This is a genomic window from Nocardia veterana NBRC 100344, from assembly GCF_000308855.1.
Lineage (GTDB): Bacteria > Actinomycetota > Actinomycetes > Mycobacteriales > Mycobacteriaceae > Nocardia > Nocardia veterana.
In genome coordinates, this window is sequence record NZ_BAGM01000208.1 from 1 (window position 1) to 16,064 (window position 16,064).

Consider the following 16,064-nt stretch of genomic DNA (forward strand, 5'->3'; position numbering starts at 1 on the left):
GTCGACCTGCGGGCCCGGCTCGCGCACATCGAAGGGCTGGCCGAATTCTGGCAGGGCCGGTACCCGGAGGCGGACCGGTTGCTGCGCGCGGGCGCCGCGGCCGTCGCCGAGCCGGATCCGGCGCTCGCCGCCACCATGCTCATCCAGGCCGTGCACACCGGCTGGTATCTGGGGGAGCAGGACGTGGCGCGAACGCTGGCGCAATTGACCGCCGTGCCGCTGCCCGACGCCGATCCGCTGCGTCCGGTGGTCGATTTCATGGTCCGAGCCCTGGGCCCGACGGGCGCCGCGCCACCGGCCGCGCTGACCGAAACCCTCGCCGAATGTGCCCGCCGCGGGCCGATACCGGAGCAGGTGCAGCTGATGCTGTGCGGGGTGGCCACCGCCGGCGGGCAGGACGGCGCCGCCCACCATCTGGCCACCACCCTGGCCCGCGACTACCGCAGCGCCGGCGCCGCCGGCCGGTTGCCCACGGTGTTGTTCTTCATCGCCGAGACCGAGATCTTCACCGGTCGGCTCCGCGATGCGCGAACCACCGCGAGCGAGGCGTTGCGGCTGGCCCGCGATCTCGGGCAGCGCCAGTGGGTCAGTCAGCTGAGCAGCGTCCTGGCCCACACCTACGCCCTCGACGGCGACGAGCAGCAGTGCCGGGCCTACGCCGAGGCCGGATCGGCCGACGGCACACCCGATGCGGTGGCGGCGGGCGTGCCGTGGGCGCAGTGGTCGCTGGGCCTGCTCGAGCTCGGCGCCGGTCGGGCCGAGTCCGCGCTCGCCCGCTTCGAATGGCTGACCCGCGAACCCGTCCGGCACCACCTGTGCGCGCTGCGCTCGATTCCGGACCTGGTCGAGGCCGCGGTGCGGGTCGGCGCCGGTGACCGGGCCTCGCTTCCCGCCGAGCGCCTCGCGACCTGGGCCGATTCCGTGCGGCAACCCTGGGCCCAGGCGCTGGTGCTGCGCTGCCGGGCGCTACTGGCCGCGGACGAGACGGCCGAGGATCACTTTCGGCGAGCACTCGATCTGCACGATCGCGAGACGCGCCCGGTCGAGTACGCGCGCACCGCGCAACTGTACGGGGAATGGTTGCGGCGGGCGCGCCGCAAGAGTGAGGCCCGGGCGAGATTGTCCGAGGCGCTGGAGACGTTCGAACGAATCGGGCTGCGGCCCTGGGCCGATCGCGCCCGGACCGAACTGACCGCGACCGGCGCGTCCCCGAGCGAGCCGAACGATCCACTGAAACCGAAGGGGCGCAGCGCATCCGGGCTCACCCCGCAGGAGTTGCAGATCGCGCGCCTGGCGGCGCAGGGGCTGTCCAACCGCGATATCGCCGCGCAGTTGTTCCTCAGTCATCGCACCGTCGGATACCACCTGTACAAGGCGTATCCGAAGTTGGGCATCGCCTCCCGGGGCGAGTTGCGGGATATCGCGGATCAATTGGCGTAATCGGCGCAGCTCGCCCCGGGTGGGCCGATGGGATCCCTACTTGCGCAGGAAGGCCAGGAGATCGTCGTTGAACTCGGCGGCGTGGCTGGTGTAGATGCCGTGGCCGCCGGTCGGGTACTCCAGGTAGGTCGCCGTCGGCATCAGGTCGGCGGTGCGGCGGCCGGTGATCTCGACGGGCGCCGAGAAGTCCAGCGCGCCGTGCACGATCAACGCCGGAACGGTGATGGCGCGCAACGCTTCCCGGTTGTCGCAGTGGAATACCGCCTCCTGCATCCGCAGCGTCGCCCACGGAGCGGTCGACAGGCACTGACGGTAGGTGATGTCGATCTGTTCGGGAGAGACGTCCGGGTTGAGGTGGCTGTTGAAGTACACCTGCGACTGGCGCGCCAGCCAGCGACCGCGGTCGGTGCGAATGCTGTGCAGCAGGGCGTCGAGCATGGCTTCCGGAATGCCGTCGGGGTTGTCGTCGGTCGCCTTGACGAACGGCAGGATCGCCGACAGGAAAACCACTCGCGCCACCCGGTCCTCGCCGTGCCTGGCCAGGTAGCGGGCTATTTCGGCGCCGCCGGTCGAATGCCCCACCAGCGTGGCGCCGCGCAGGTCCAGGTGGTCGAGCAGCGCGCCCAGATCGTCGGCCGTGGTGTCGATGTCGTAGCCGGTCGACGGACGGTCGGACCGGCCGTGGCCGCGTCGATCGAGGGCGATGCAGCGGTAGCCGCGCTCGACGAAATACGGGATCTGGTATTCCCACATCTCGGTGTTGAGCATCGCGCCGGCGATGAAGACCAGGGGTTCGCCGGTGCCGTAGTCCTCGTAGGCGAGGGTGGTTCCGTCGGTGGTGGTGAAGTACATGACGATCCTTGGGGGAGGGGAGAAGTCGGGTCAGGCGCCGGTCGGAACGCGGTCGAGGAAGCCGTGGATTCGGTCGATGCGGCCGTCGTCGGCGACGACGGCGACATCGAAGCCGACGACGAGCGGCTCCTCGCCGGGACGGCCCAGATTCCAGGTGAACCGGGCGATGTCGTGGTGGTGGTCGACGGCGCCGCCGAGGGTGAACGACAGCCCGGGGAACTGCTGCTGGACCGCGGCGACGGCGGCGTCGAGGCCGGCATGACCGTGCACCGAGACCAGCGGGTCGGTGTATTCGGCGTCGTCGGCGAATGTTTCGGCGATCAGGGCGGCGCGTTCGGCCGGATCGGTCTCGTTCCAGACGGCGAGGTAGCGGTCGATCAGATCGTTGATGTCGCTCACGGGATGCTCCTTCGTGGTTGCTGTCGAACACCCACAAAGTTATGGAGATCCGCGCGCCGGGGAATCTGTCGTACTTAAGTACTTTCGACCGTAGTGCCACCCGGCCGTACTAGGCGGCGTCCGGGTCGCCGAGGCGACGCGACGGGTGCAGGGTGGCGGCGGGCCGGCCGGTGGTGACGCTGTCGGCGAGGACGGCGCCGAGGGCGGGGGCCAGTTTGAACAGGTTGTGCCCGGCGACGAAGGTGAGGTTCTCGTGCTGCCAGGCGGCCACGCCGTCCTCGCCCCAGGGCAATCGGGTGACCCAGCAGTGCACGTGGCCGGCCGGTTCCGGAACCAGCCCGGGCAGCGCGCGGCGAACGTAGGCGCCCGCGCGTTCGGCCAACTCGGCGAGTGCGGCCGGATCGACCGCGTCGGCGCCGTCGGTGGCGACGGTGTCGCTGAGCCCCAGGCCGTAGTGGGTGTTGCCCGGGTACGCGGCGGCGTAGATGCCGGTTTCCCCGAAGCGGCCGCTGCTGTCCTGCAGCGTGGCCAGGGTCGTCGGCGGCGCCGAGCGCGGCCGGAAGCTCACCCGCACATGCGCGGACGGCTGGATCGGGAGTGCGAGCCCGCTGCCGCGGGCCAGGGCCGCGGTGCCGCGCCCCGCGCACACGACCGCGGCACCGTGCCCGGAACATGTTGTGCCGGTGCGGACTTCGACGCTATTCCCTGGAGCCGGGCGGATCGTCAGGACATGGTCGGCCACCAGTGCGGGCCGCAGCCGAGCGCCGAGTGCGGCGATGGCGGCGACGGTGCGGATCGAGCCCCCGGTTTCGTCCAGCATCGCCGGCCCGTCGTAGGGCGCCAGCAGCGGGAGCCGGGACGCGACCTCGTCGGGATCGATCGCCCGGGCGGCGACGCCCGGTGTGTCGCGCAGTATCGCCAGCTTGTCCGCCACTCCCGCGCCCAGCGCGACGGCACCGTCACCGGAAATCAGTTCGATCCCGAATTCGCCCTCCCACTCCTGCCAGCGGCGGCGCGCCGCGACCGCGAGCTCGACCAGGCGCCGGTCGGTGTGGGCGTGCCGGAAGATGCGGGACTGCCCGGCGGACTGCCCACCGCCGGGGCTGCCCGATTCGTACACGGTGACCGACAGCCCGGCCCGGTGCAGAGCGTATGCGGTGGCCAGCCCCACGATTCCGGCGCCGACCACCGCGACGTCGCTGGTAGCAGTCATTTCTCGGGACTACCCGCAGCCGCGCCCGGCAATCCGGATCCGTCGTGTGGCGGTCGGTGCGCCGTCACCCGGTGCGGCCGGCGGTCATCCTGCTGATCTCCGCCGCGACCAGCGCCGGGCATTCCGTGGGCACCATGTGCCCGCAGCCGGTGGCGACGATATGCCGTCCGTGCGGGACCCGGTCGGCGCGATGCCGGTGGGCGGCGTTGAGCGCGGCGCGCGACGCGGCAGAGATACCAGGGGAGGTCGAATCGCCCGACACGATGGTCATCGCGATCTCGGGCCGGTCCGGGCCGGCGGTCCGCAGCTGTTCGAGATCGGTGGCGAAGCAACCGAGTTCGGCACCGCGGGCGCGCATCGCCGCCACGGTGAAACCTTCCTTGCGGAAATCGTGGCGGGCGTCGGCGGGCAAGGCGGCCAGCATGTTTCGGTAGGCCAGTCGCAGCGCACCGATCCGGGCGAGCGCGACGCTGAGCCGGTGGCCGCGCCGGGCCGCGCGGCGCGCCGCGGGGGTCGTCATGGCGTCGCAGGCTTCGTCGGCCGGATCGACGAGCACCAGACCCGCGATGCGGCCGGGCCGGTCGGCGGCGGCCACCCGCACGATCGGCCCGCCCCAGCTGTGACCGACCAGGACGAACTGCGACGCGTCGAACCGGCCACCGAGGTGATCGAGCAGGTCGACCAGATCGTCGGCCAGGCGGCGCAGGGTGCGCGGGCCGGCGTCCGGTGCGCTGCGGCCGAGCCCGCTGCGATCGTAGACGACCGTCGCCACCGAATCGGCCAGATGTTGTTGTACCGCAGCCCAATACGAGCGCGTGCAGGCCAGGCCGCCCTCGAACACCACCAGTGGAGTCCGGGCGCCGCTGCCGGGTCGGTGCATGTAGTACAGCTCGCGGCCGTCGCGTGTCCGCGCGGTTGCCGGCCGTCCCTGACTGTGTTCGGTGTCGCCGTGGCGCACCGATCGGTCCTCCTCGTTCCCCTGCGTGGTCCTAATCACAGTGGTCGAGCCTAACCTCCTGAGCGGCAATCAGGGTCGGCGCTGCGCCGGACGTCCCTGCCCGATCCTGCGCTGGCGTCCGGATCAGGCTGTGGTCCAAGGCTTTACACCGCCGCCGCAGGTCCACCCGGTTGCCGCACGGTCGGGCCCCCGGCCGGCGGCGTTGCCCGTCGATCGGACCTGGGGCGCGGGGTGCGAATCCGACCGGGGGAGGACGAATCCACTCGCCCGCGGACGGATGATCGCCGCCGCCTCCGGCGCTAACGTCGTCCGGGCCGGCGAGGCCGCCACGCATCGCCGGGAAAGGGGACGACCATGCAGACCTACACCCACGGCGAGTTCGTGTTCGACGTGACCGATTCCGGGCCGCGGACCGACCCCGCGCGTACCGTCGTTCTCCTGCACGGGTTTCCCGAGGACCGGCACAGCTGGGACCGCGTGACCCCGGCACTGGTGGCGGCGGGTCATCGCGTGCTGGCTCCGGATCTGCGCGGCTACGCGCCGGGGGCCCGGCCGCGCGCACGGTCGGCCTACCGCCTGTCGCGGCCGGCCGCGGATGTCCTGGCACTGGCCGATGCGGCCGGAGCGCAGCGGTTCCATGTGGTCGGTCACGATTGGGGTGCGGCGCTGGCCTGGTTTCTGGCGGCGGAACATCCGGACCGGGTGACATCGATGAGCGCCCTGTCGGTCCCGCATCCGATGGCCTTCGCGCAGGCGGTGCTCACCGGTACGCAGGCTTTTCGTTCCTGGTACATGGCCGCCTTCCAGCTGCCCGGGCTGCCGGAAGTGGTGCTGTCGGCTCGCGGTGGCGAGATGATGCGGCGAGGACTGATACGCACCGGCCTGGACGGCGAGTCGGCCGCGCGCTACGCGCGGCGGGCCCGGCGCCGGGCCGATCTGCGGGGACCGATCAATTGGTATCGCGCGCTGCCGCTGAACCTGGCCCGCCCGGTCGGGGCGGTCACGGTACCGACGTTGTACGTCCGCGGCGGAGCCGACCGCTTCGTCACCGCGACAGCCGGCCGGCACTGTGCCCGGTATGTCGGTGGGCCGTATCGGTACGAGGTGCTCGAGGACGCGTCGCACTGGTTGCCGGAGCAGGCGCCGGACCGGATCGCGGCGCTGTTGATCGACCATATCGCCCGGTATGCACCGACGCCGGAGTCGGCCGAGCCCCGGCGGGCGTGACGGACGCGCGCGCCGGCCGCCCCCGCGCGGGTGTGCGGGAGCGGCCGATCGGTGCCGTCGCGGACCGAATGCGATCGCCGGATCAGTCGGCCTCGGACACCGCGTGGGCCGGACGATCGAGCGCCGCGTCGCCCGCGCGGGCGACGCCGTTGCCGCTCGACGGGAGGTCGTAGCCGAGCTGGACGTCGTGCTCGGGCGCGCTGTCGGTGACCGACACCCGGCTGGTGCGCGGCGGATAACCGCGTACGACCACGGTGTGTTCCCCTTCGGTCAGATCGGTCACCGTGTAGCGGCCGAATCGATCGGTCCGGGCGCTGCCCAATACCGTGCCGCTGTCGTCGCGCACGGTGACCTCCGCATCGGCCACAGCGCGACCGTCGGCGGTGACCGAACCGGAAAGTACGGCAAGCGGATTCAGCTCGACATCGTGGTGCAGCACCCCGCTGTCGGGCACGGTCAACGCGATCGCCTGCGGTCGCATGTGCGGCGCGACCGTCACCAGGGTGTAGGTCCCCGAGACCACACCCTGGCAGTGGTAGCCGCCGTCCTCGCCGGATACGGCCGCTGCGACGACCTCGCCGCGCACATCGGTGACGGTGACGGTGGCGCCCGCCACGGGACGGCCCGGTCCGGCTGCCCGGACCGTGCCGGACAGCTCGCCCGAACCGTGCAGGGTGACGTCCAGCCGTTGCGGTCGCCCGTCCACGCCGACATTGACCGCCGCCGGTTGATGCCCGCCGGCGGACACGATCAGCACATAGCTGCCCGGACTCGGCGGATCGATCAGGTAGCGGCCGTCGCCGTCGCCCGTGGCGCGCGAAACCTGGTGTCCGCGTTGATCGATCAGCGTCAACGCCACGCCGGCGACGGGACGGCCGTCCGCCCGCTGCACGTGCCCGCTGATCGAGCGTCCGGATTCCGTCGCCCGCAGCGGTGTGCGGACCAGACCGCCGGTGGCCGGTCGCGGCGCCTCGGCGTCGGCTTCGGCCGGGGTCAGCATGCCTTCGCGGACCGCCTCGGTCAGTTGTGCCGCTTCGTGTTCGACGTAGTCGCCGCGGGCGAACCAGGAGGCGATCGAACCCAGCAGCATCATCACCGCGGCGGCCAGGAAGACAACCACGAGTCCGGAGTGGAACGGGTCGGCGATGAGGTGGGGGAAGAACTCCTGGCCGGTGAGCACGTCGCTGTGCACGCCGGGCCGGTCCAGGGTGCCGGTGGGGCCGAGGAGTTCCTTGAAGGGGTTGTAGCCGAGGAAGGTCGCGAACAGGCTGCCGACCGGTGGCATATCGGCCATCTGGGAGGCGACGTCGGCGGGAACCCCCTGATCGCGCAGACCGGAGTTCATCGCATCGGGCAGTGTCCCGGACAGACCGACGATCATCAGCGAGAAGAAGATGCCGATCGCCAGGGCCATACCGCCGTTCATCAGGGTGGCCCGCATACCGGAGGCGACTCCGCGCTGCGACGCGGGCACCGCGGACATGATCTCGGCGGTGTTGGGCGAGGTGAAGATGCCCATGCCGAGACCGTTGAGCAGGATGATCAGGGCGAACAGCCAATAGTTGAAGTCGACCGGGATCAGTACCAGCAGCACGAAGGTCACCGCCGCCAGCAGCAGGCCGGTGGTGGCGAAGATCCGCCCGCCGTAGCGGTCGGACAGCCAGCCCGACAGCGGTCCCGACACCAGGAATCCGATCGTCAGCGGGAGCATGTAGATACCGGCCCACAGCGGCGTGGATTCGAAGTCGAAGCCGTGCAGTGGCAGCCAGATTCCCTGCAGCCAGATGATCAGCATGAACTGCAGGCCGCCCCGGCCGACCGAGGCCATCAGGCCGGCGAAGTTGCCCAGCGCGAAGGTTCGGTTGCGGAACAGCGACATCTCGAACATCGGCTGCTTCGTCTTCGTTTCGATGACGCAGAAGACCGCGAGCAGAACGAGACCGCCGATGACCGCGGCCAACACCCAGGGGTTGGTCCACCCGGTCTTCGACGAACCGTGCGGCTGGATGCCGTAGGTGATGCCGGTCAGCAGGGCGGTCAACCCCAGCGCGAAGGTGAGGGTGCCGGGCAGATCCAGCGACCCCGGGGTGCGCTGTCCGTTGTCGTGCAGCGAGCGGTACGACCAGATCGTGCCGAGCACGCCGAAGGGCACGCTGACCCAGAAGACGGCCTTCCAGTCCCATTCGGCGAGCAGACCGCCGATCAGCAGGCCGAGGAACGAACCGGCCACGGCCGCAACCTGATTGATGCCCAGCGCCATTCCGCGTTGCCGCGCGGGGAAGGCATCGGTGACCAGTGCCGCGGAGTTGGCCATCAGCATGGCGCCACCGACGCCCTGCACCACCCGCCAGCCGATCAGCCACAGCGCGCCGCCGCCCAGGTCGAACGGGTCGAACGACAACGCGATCGCCGCGACGGTGAACACGACGAAGCCCAGGTTGTAGATGCGGACCCGGCCGAACATGTCGCCGAGGCGGCCGAACATCACGACCAGGACCGCGGAGGTGAGCAGGAAGCCCATGAGCAGCCACAGCAGGTAGCTGACATTGCCGGGGGCCAGCGGGTTGAGGTGGATCCCGCGGAAGATGGCGGGCAGCGAGATGATGACGATCGAGGAGTTGATGGTGACCATCAACATGCCGAGCGTGGTGTTCGACAGGGCCACCCACTTGTAGTGCGGATGGTCGCGATCGACACGAAGCCGGCGGCCGATGGTCCGGATATCGGAAGTATCCAGACCGTCGGAGGACTGAGCGGAGGTCAAGGCTTTCCCCTCAACGACGGAAAACGGACAAGGGCCTCCCCGTAATATAGTTGCAAGCACTAACTAACTAAATACCGGATGAAATATCCCTCATTTTTGCGGCGAGGGAGTATCCGATTTGTCCATTCCGCTTATTTTGCGACGTCTGTCGTATCGGCTCGGGTCGCGATCACCCGGCGCGGGTCACATGAACGGAAAGCGGTCCGCGTCGCGATCGGTGCGCTCGAGCAGCTGTGGATCGTCGAGATGACGCAACCACCGCGCCGGCACCCGCATCGGTTCGACGTCGGGCAGGTGGATCACGCGACCCTCCTCGTCGACCACCGAACCGACGGCCCGATACCGGCGCTCGGGCGGCAATCCGAGGGCGCCGGCCTGTTCCGGCGTGAGCGGAACCTCGGTGTGCGCGCGTTCGATGAGTCGCAGACCTTCGACGCTCGCGGGGGTGGCGGACCGGTCGACGCAGGTGACGGTGAGGCGGAAGCGGGCGCCGGTCAGGAAACTCGCGATCCAGGTCGAGCTGCCCAGCCGGTCGCGATCGGGATAACGGCCGGCCGGGAGCCGGAATGGCACGAGCACCGCGTAGGTGTGCCCGACCTCGACATCACGAGCGCGCACCAGCGGGGAGTACCCAACCGGAGAGCGGGCCAATCCCGCATTCTTCCGCGAGCGAAAACGCCGATTTCGCCAGGGGCGGTGGTAACTTCGCGGCCGGGGCCGCAACCTCACGCCACCCTGAACTGCTCCACCTCCGCATCGCGCAGGCTCAACCCGTGGCCCGCCCGGGTGCGATCCGGACGCAGCACTCCGCCGGAATCCGGTTGCAGCACACCGTCGAACGCCATGTGTTCGATGCGGACGTGATCGTGAAAGTACTCGAGGTGGCGGAGATGCCAGATCGCGGTGCCCACGTGCGCGCTGATCTGGGGCGCGCAGTGGAGCGAGAGGTCGAGCGAGCGGGCATCGCAGAGGGCGGCGACCCGCAGCACCCCGCTGATGCCCAGGCAGCGGGTGACATCCGCTTGGAGACAGTCGACGGCGTCGGCGTCCAGCATCGCCTGGAAATAGGGGAGGTGGTAGCCGTATTCGCCGGCGGCGATATCCACTCCGCCCGGGCCGTGCGCGCGCAATTGCGCCAGGCCCGGCAGGTCGTCGGAGCTCACCGGTTCCTCCAGCCAGCGAATCCCGTTGTCGGCGAACCAGTTCGCCCACCACAGCGCCTGCTTGCGGGTGTAGGCGCCGTTCGCGTCGACGAACAGGTCGACGTCGTCGCCGATCGCGGCGCGCGCGGCGGCCACCCGGTCGGCATCGGCGTCCGGATCCCGCCCCACCTTCATCTTCACCCGGCCGATTCCGGCCTCGGCCCAGCCGCCGAGTTGTTCGGCCAGCCGGGTGTTGTCGTAGGAGGTGAATCCGCCACTGCCGTAGATCGGGGTGGCGTCGTGCATCGCACCGAGCGTGCGGGTCAGTGGTTCGTCCAGTAGCCGGGACCGAAGATCCCACAGGGCGATGTCCACCGCCGACACGGCCTCGGCCACCAACCCCGGCCTGCCCAGATTTCGCACGGCGTGCTGCATGGCGGCCCAGGACGCCTGCGGGGTCAGCGCGTCTCGGCCGATCACCACCTCGGCGAGCTCGTGGCCGGCGACGGCGGCCGCGGCCGGGCCGGCATAGGTGTATCCGATCCCGGTGCGGCCGCCCGCCTCGGCGGTCACGACGACCAGCGTCGTCGAATCCCACGCGAGCGTCCCGTCGGACTCCGGCGCATCCGTAGGAATCGTGTAGGCCGCCGCCCGCAGGCCGCCGACGGGTATCGCATCACCGCTGGAGTCGCTCATACCGGTGAGCTACCCCGGCGCGGGCCGCTCATGCGCACAGTGGGCTCGGCCTGCCCGGGGTAGCGCGAGGGGCGTGGCCGGGAATCCCTTCCGGATCGATTCAATCCCGCGAAAAGGCCGCGGCCGCGGCCATTTCCAGGTCCAGATACGGCTTCCCGGTCACGTCTTCGATCACCTGGTGCATGACGCCGCCCGTGAACGGGAACGGCGCCCGGTACCGCCTCGACACCGATCGGCCGCTGTCGCGTCCCACCCGCACGCCCTCGCCGACACCGGAGAACACGGTCGGCTGGATACGCATGTCGTCGAGTGCGCCCACCGGTTCGGAGTCGATGTAGAGAACCGCGGTCCCGGTAGGGGTGAAATTGTCCGGCCGGGTGCCCTGTCGTTCGAAGCGCATCCCGAGAATATGGTCCCCGACCGGTACCGGCCGATCGGAGACGACGACCTGTTCCTCCTCGCCGAGGAAGTTGTAGACGTAGTGGAGGCGGCCGTCCTGGAGGAACAGCGTGTGCCCGCCGAGACGGCCGCCGTGGGCGAACAGCACGCCCTCCGCATCCGGGGCCGCAATGGTCGTCTCCGCGAGCAGGGCGAAGGAGCGGCCGCGGATCTCGAGCGCCGCGCCCGGCCCGACCTCCGCGATGCCCGGATAGTAGACCGCCGTATCCCGGGTCTGCGCGTACGTCGGCCGCTCACGCAGCATCACCGAGACGATATCGAGGTCGTAGAGCGGCAGTCCGCCGTATTTCTCGGCTTCGGCGAACCACAGCGCCTGCAACTGCGCCAACTTCTCGGGCTGCGCATCGGCCAGATCGTGGATCTGACTGCGGTCGCGGTCGAGGTGGAACAGCTCCCACCGGTCGCTGTCGAAATGTCCCCACCCGGACGGGCAGGCCGCGTGCACGGCGTCGGCGAACCAGCCGCGGTGCCAGATTCCGCGAGTGCCGAGCATCGAATAGAACTGGGTGTGCTTACCGGTATCGGCATTCGGATCGTCGAGCAGTGCCCGGAAATCCACGCCCTCGAGGGGACGCTGGGCGACATTCTTCACCGTCTCCGGCGGCGCGATACCGAGCAGGCCGTACACCGTCGGCGTGATATCGCAGACGTTGACGTACTGGTGGCGCAGTTCGCCCCGCGCCGCGATGCCCGCGGGCCAGGAGATCATGCAGGCGTCGGCGATGCCGCCCTCGTGCGAGGCATAGCGTTTGTACAGCTTGTAGGGCGTATTGAAGGCCATCGCCCAGCCGATGCTGTAGTGGTTGTAGGTGGTGGGCGAACCCAGGTCGTCGAGTTTGGCCAGACTGTCCTCGATCGTGTCGATGTAGCCGTTGAAGAACTTCATCTCGTTGGCCGACCCGTTCGGCCCGCCCTCCCCGCTGGCGCCGTTGTCGGACAGGGTGACGATGATCGTATTGTCCAGCTGGCCGCTCTCTTCCAGATAGTCCAGCAGCCGTCCGATCTGCGCGTCGGTGTAGGACAGGAAGCCCGCGAAAACCTCCGCTTGCCGGCAGAACAACCGCTTCTCCTCGTCCGACAGCGAATCCCAGGCGCGAACGGTGTCCTGCGCCGGCCACGCCCGGCCGTCGGCGCTCGTGGCGTCGGCGTACGGATTCATCGGCGAGAGTTCGGTATCCGCCGGTATCAGGCCCATCTTCTTCTGATTCTCGAGCACGATCTCGCGATACTTCTCATAGCCCATATCGAACCGGCCGCGATATTTGTCCGCCCATTCGCGAGCCACGTGATGCGGTGCGTGGCCGGCGCCCGGGCACAGATACAGAAACCACGGTTTGCCGGGAGCGATCACCTTCGAATCGCGGATGAACTCCATCGACCGGTCGGCGAGATCCTTGGACAGGTGATAGCCGTCTTCCGGTGCATATGGCGGCGGCACGGGATGGTTGTCGTAGACGAGATTCGGATACCACTGGTCGGCCTCCCCGCCGAGGAATCCGTAGAACCGCTCGAATCCGCGGCCCAGCGGCCAATGCCGTTTGGAGGCGGCCAGGTTCTCCTCCTCCAACGGCGTCATATGCCATTTGCCGACGGCATAGGTATTCCAGCCACGCTCGCCGAGAACCTCCGAACACAAGGCGGTGTCGTCGGGAATGCGGCCCGACATGCTCGGGAATCCGTCGGTGAACTCCTCGATCGTCGCCATCCCCACCGAGGTCGGGTTTCTGCCGGTCAGCAGCGACGCGCGGGTCGGCGAACACAGTGCCGTCGTGTGGAACTGCGTGAATCGAATGCCGCGGTCCGCGATCCGGCGCATGGCCGGCATCTCGACCAGGCCGCCGTAGCAGTCCCAGGTGGCGATACCGATGTCGTCCCACACCAGATACAGCACATTCGGCGCGCCGCGTGGTGCGGTGGGTTCCGCGAAGGGACCCCAGTCGGCAACGGAATCTCGGATGTCGAGCGCGATATGTCCTTCGAACTTCGTGGCCATCGTCCACCTCGGAAGGGAAGATCTCGGTTCGCCGTCTCCGGCCGGCATACGCACGGCGAATCTCCCACGCGCGGGGATCAACGGCGTGCGGCAACGATGCCTGACGAGTGCTCTCGGCTGCGGCGACAGTGCCGAGAGCCGAACTATCCGAGCAGAAGGCGGGATGGTCGCGTATCGCGGATCGCTGGCCGGGTACGGCTGATCGACACCTTCCGTGCGTCAAAGAGTACCAATCGGAAGCGATCCGAAGGCGAGTTCCGCGCAGAACCGCCTCTGTCCGCTGCGCGTGAGCCGCCACGACCCGCCGTCGAGGCGGGACTCGTCCGCGTACTCCCCGCTGGTGACCGTCTCGGTGTTCCCGGGCGGGTCACCTGGCGAAACCGCAAGATCCCTCCTGCCGTGCCACCTCGGTCGCGGTGCCCGTGAGGTGACCCGGCAGGAAAGGCCTTGCGGCCCTGGCTGATCGAGCTCTAGCGCACCGGCGAGCGGCTGCTCGGATACCGGTGATGCGGTTCGCGATCACTGTCGGCTGAGCGGGATTTCGGCGTCGATCCGGGTCAGTTTCTGCGGGTTGCGGACGTAGTACAGATCGGTGATCCGGGTGTCCGCCACCCGCATCGTCATGACGCCGTCCAGTTCCCCGTTCATGTACAGGGCCAGTGCCGGACCGCCGTTGACGATCGCGGCCTCGACGGCGAGTTCGACGCCGTTCTTGGCGAGCCCACCGACGATGAACCGGGCCACCTTGTCGGCGCCGAGCACCGGGCGCGGGCTGGCCTGCCTGATGCCGCCGCCGTCGCTGATCGCCACCACATCGGGGGCGAGGACATCCAGCAGGCCCTGCAGGTCGCGGGTCTCCAGGGCGGTGCGGAACGCCACGACCGCCGCCTCCGTCTCGCGAGCGGTGACCGTCCGGCGGGGGCGGCGGGCCTCCACGTGTCGGCGTGCGCGGTGGGCGATCTGATGTACCGCCGCCGGAGTCTTGTCCACCGCGGCGGCGATGTCGTCGTAGCCGAATCCGAAGGCCTCGCGCAGCACGAACACCGCACGCTCGGTCGGGGTCAACGTCTCGAGAACGAGCATCAGCCCCATCGACACGCTTTCGGCCAATTCCACGTCGGCGGCCACATCCGGGGTGGTGAGCAGCGGTTCGGGAAGCCAGGAGCCCACATACGCCTCCCGGCGGCGCTGCACCGAACGCAGCCGATTCAGCGCCTGCCGCGTGGTGATCCGGACCAGATAGGCGCGCGCGTCCTCGACCCGTGAGGCGTCGACCGCGATCCAGCGCAACCAGGTCTCCTGCAGGACGTCGTCGGCATCGGCCGCCGATCCCAGCATCTCGTAGGCGACGGTGAACAGCAGATTGCGATGGGAGACGAAGATCTCCGTCGCCTCGACGACGGCGCTCTCGTCGCGCCCGGCACCTCCCTGCAGCCCGCCATCGTCCTGCCGTCCCGCGAATTCGCCTGTGGTGTCCATGGTTTCCTCTCCTGTTCTCGGTGCACCGGGCCGCAGTTCGGCAGGTCGGTGACCGCGATCGCAGCGCTCGCGCCCGAACGCTGCGGTGCCGCGTGGCCGCCGCGGGATTCGCGAGCGGCCGGACGCGACCGTTCAGTGTCCTATACGACGGGTGCGGCGACCTCGTCGTGTGCCGCGGCCAGCAGGGTGGGACGGTGTTTGCCGTCCTTCGGCCAGTGGTGGGAGCCGGGCTTGCTGGCCTCGGTGACGAGGTGGGCGACGCTGGATCGGCACGCGAACTCCTTGAGTTTCTTGCCGGCCCGGCCCGGGAAGTACAGCGGCAGTGCGGTGTCGTCCTTGCGGGAGATCTGGAAGATGCCCGCGCGGCGGCCGAAGCTCAGGCACATCGCCGCCAGCGACAGGTCGATCGGTTCCGGCCGGTCGCCGGTGAGGCGGGCGGTCAGGGTGTCGGCCGCGTGGGCGCCCAGGCAGCCTGCGGCATAGGCGCTCATCCGGAACGGCACGCCCGACGGCGCCGAGCAATCACCGGCGGCGAGGATGCGCTCGTCGTCGACACTGGTGAGGGTTTCGTCGGTCAGCAATCGCCCGGCGGCGTCGGTGCGCAGACCGCTGCGCGCGGCCAGATCGGGCACTCCGAATCCCGCGGTCCAGATCGTGACCCGGCTGTCCACGGTGCGGCCGTCGGCGAGCTGCACCGCGTGTGGGGTGACCGCGGTAACCACCGCCTCCGGCCCTGCCACGATGGTCACCCCCAGATCGGTGAGATATTTGCGGCCGGTGCGACGCGCCTTCGCGTGCAGGTACGGCAGTAGCTCCGCGCCGCAGACGAGGGTGACCGGCCGGCCCTGTTCGGCCAACTCGGCCGCGGTCTCGATGCCGGTCGGCCCGCCACCGACCACGGTCACCGCCGCCGAGACCGGCGTATCGTCGAGCACCGATCGCAGCCGCCGAGCCGATTCCAAAGTGGCCAGGGGATAAGCGAATTCGGCGGCGCCGGGCACCACCGGGGCGGCGTCGGTGCTGCCGATCGCGTAGATCAGGTAGTCGTAGCCGATGCTGTCGCCGTCGGCCAGGATCACCCGCCGCGCGGTCGCGTCGATCCGCTCGGCCGCGGCCACCACCAACCGCACTCCGTCGGCGAGCACCGTCTCGAAATCGGTCACCGCCTCGTGCGTGCCGCCCACCAGCTGGTGCAGTCGCAACCGGGGAACGAAGACCGGGCGCGGGTTGATCACCGTCACCGTCACCCCGGCACGCCCGGCCAGGCGATTGGCCGCCATCACTCCGGCGTATCCGCCGCCGACCACGACCACATCGATGTTGTTGCCCATGGTGTCTCCTTCACTCCGAGAGGGTCGTGAACAAGACACCGCACCCCGGAAAAACCTGACACCATGTGACTCAGATCACAAATTTTCGGCTGGTGGGCCGGCATACCGGGC

12 protein-coding genes and 1 pseudogene are annotated in these 16,064 nt (G+C 69.5%); 2 read left to right on the forward strand and 11 right to left on the reverse strand.

Annotated features, from left to right (window positions below):
* On the forward strand, positions 1–1,440 hold a 1,440-nt coding region (locus tag ON37_RS29460; RefSeq protein ID WP_217999970.1), incomplete at its 5' end, for a helix-turn-helix domain-containing protein.
* A 36-nt stretch (positions 1,441–1,476) separates the two neighbouring features.
* Here the strand turns inward: ON37_RS29460 and ON37_RS29465 are convergent.
* The 4 genes from ON37_RS29465 to ON37_RS29480 form a co-directional block, all read right to left on the reverse strand.
* Positions 1,477–2,292 (reverse strand): alpha/beta fold hydrolase, encoded by an 816-nt coding sequence (locus tag ON37_RS29465; protein WP_040724166.1) that lies wholly within the window; start codon positions 2,290–2,292, stop codon positions 1,477–1,479.
* A gap of 30 nt (positions 2,293–2,322) precedes the next feature.
* The gene (locus tag ON37_RS29470; protein WP_040724168.1) at positions 2,323–2,691 is read right to left on the reverse strand and encodes a nuclear transport factor 2 family protein; all 369 of its coding nucleotides are present in this window, start codon (positions 2,689–2,691) and stop codon (positions 2,323–2,325) included.
* 109 nt (positions 2,692–2,800) lie between these two features.
* Positions 2,801–3,904 (reverse strand): NAD(P)/FAD-dependent oxidoreductase, encoded by a 1,104-nt coding sequence (locus tag ON37_RS29475; RefSeq protein WP_040724169.1) that lies wholly within the window; start codon positions 3,902–3,904, stop codon positions 2,801–2,803.
* Positions 3,905–3,968: 64 nt separating this feature from the next.
* Positions 3,969–4,901, reverse strand: a complete 933-nt coding sequence (locus ON37_RS29480; RefSeq protein WP_210742009.1) for an alpha/beta fold hydrolase — start codon at positions 4,899–4,901, stop codon at positions 3,969–3,971.
* A gap of 315 nt (positions 4,902–5,216) precedes the next feature.
* Here ON37_RS29480 and ON37_RS29485 point away from each other — a divergent pair, with 315 nt between their 5' ends.
* Positions 5,217–6,089 (forward strand): alpha/beta fold hydrolase, encoded by an 873-nt coding sequence (locus ON37_RS29485; protein WP_051032289.1) that lies wholly within the window; start codon positions 5,217–5,219, stop codon positions 6,087–6,089.
* Between the two features lie 82 nt (positions 6,090–6,171).
* Here the strand turns inward: ON37_RS29485 and ON37_RS34395 are convergent, their stop codons facing one another.
* The 7 genes and pseudogenes from ON37_RS34395 to ON37_RS29515 form a co-directional block, all read right to left on the reverse strand.
* Positions 6,172–7,089, reverse strand: coding sequence for an MSCRAMM family protein (locus ON37_RS34395; RefSeq protein ID WP_245553571.1), 918 nt, complete (start codon positions 7,087–7,089; stop codon positions 6,172–6,174).
* 45 nt (positions 7,090–7,134) lie between these two features.
* Positions 7,135–8,853, reverse strand: a pseudogene (locus ON37_RS34400) (MFS transporter); the annotation flags it as partial.
* A 183-nt stretch (positions 8,854–9,036) separates the two neighbouring features.
* Positions 9,037–9,471: a hypothetical protein gene (locus ON37_RS29495; protein ID WP_040724171.1), complete on the reverse strand. Its 435-nt coding sequence runs from the start codon at positions 9,469–9,471 to the stop codon at positions 9,037–9,039.
* Between the two features lie 107 nt (positions 9,472–9,578).
* On the reverse strand, positions 9,579–10,691 hold the full coding sequence (locus ON37_RS29500) for an enolase C-terminal domain-like protein (RefSeq protein WP_040724172.1): 1,113 nt from the start codon (positions 10,689–10,691) through the stop codon (positions 9,579–9,581).
* Between the two features lie 100 nt (positions 10,692–10,791).
* A complete protein-coding gene (locus ON37_RS29505; RefSeq protein WP_040724173.1) occupies positions 10,792–13,143 on the reverse strand; it encodes an arylsulfatase in 2,352 nt (783 codons plus the stop codon).
* Between the two features lie 519 nt (positions 13,144–13,662).
* Entirely contained in the window at positions 13,663–14,622 is a 960-nt protein-coding gene (locus ON37_RS29510) for an RNA polymerase sigma-70 factor (RefSeq protein WP_083893385.1), read from the reverse strand.
* 140 nt (positions 14,623–14,762) lie between these two features.
* The gene (locus ON37_RS29515; RefSeq protein ID WP_040724174.1) at positions 14,763–15,953 is read right to left on the reverse strand and encodes an NAD(P)/FAD-dependent oxidoreductase; all 1,191 of its coding nucleotides are present in this window, start codon (positions 15,951–15,953) and stop codon (positions 14,763–14,765) included.
* Positions 15,954–16,064 lie beyond the last annotated feature (111 nt).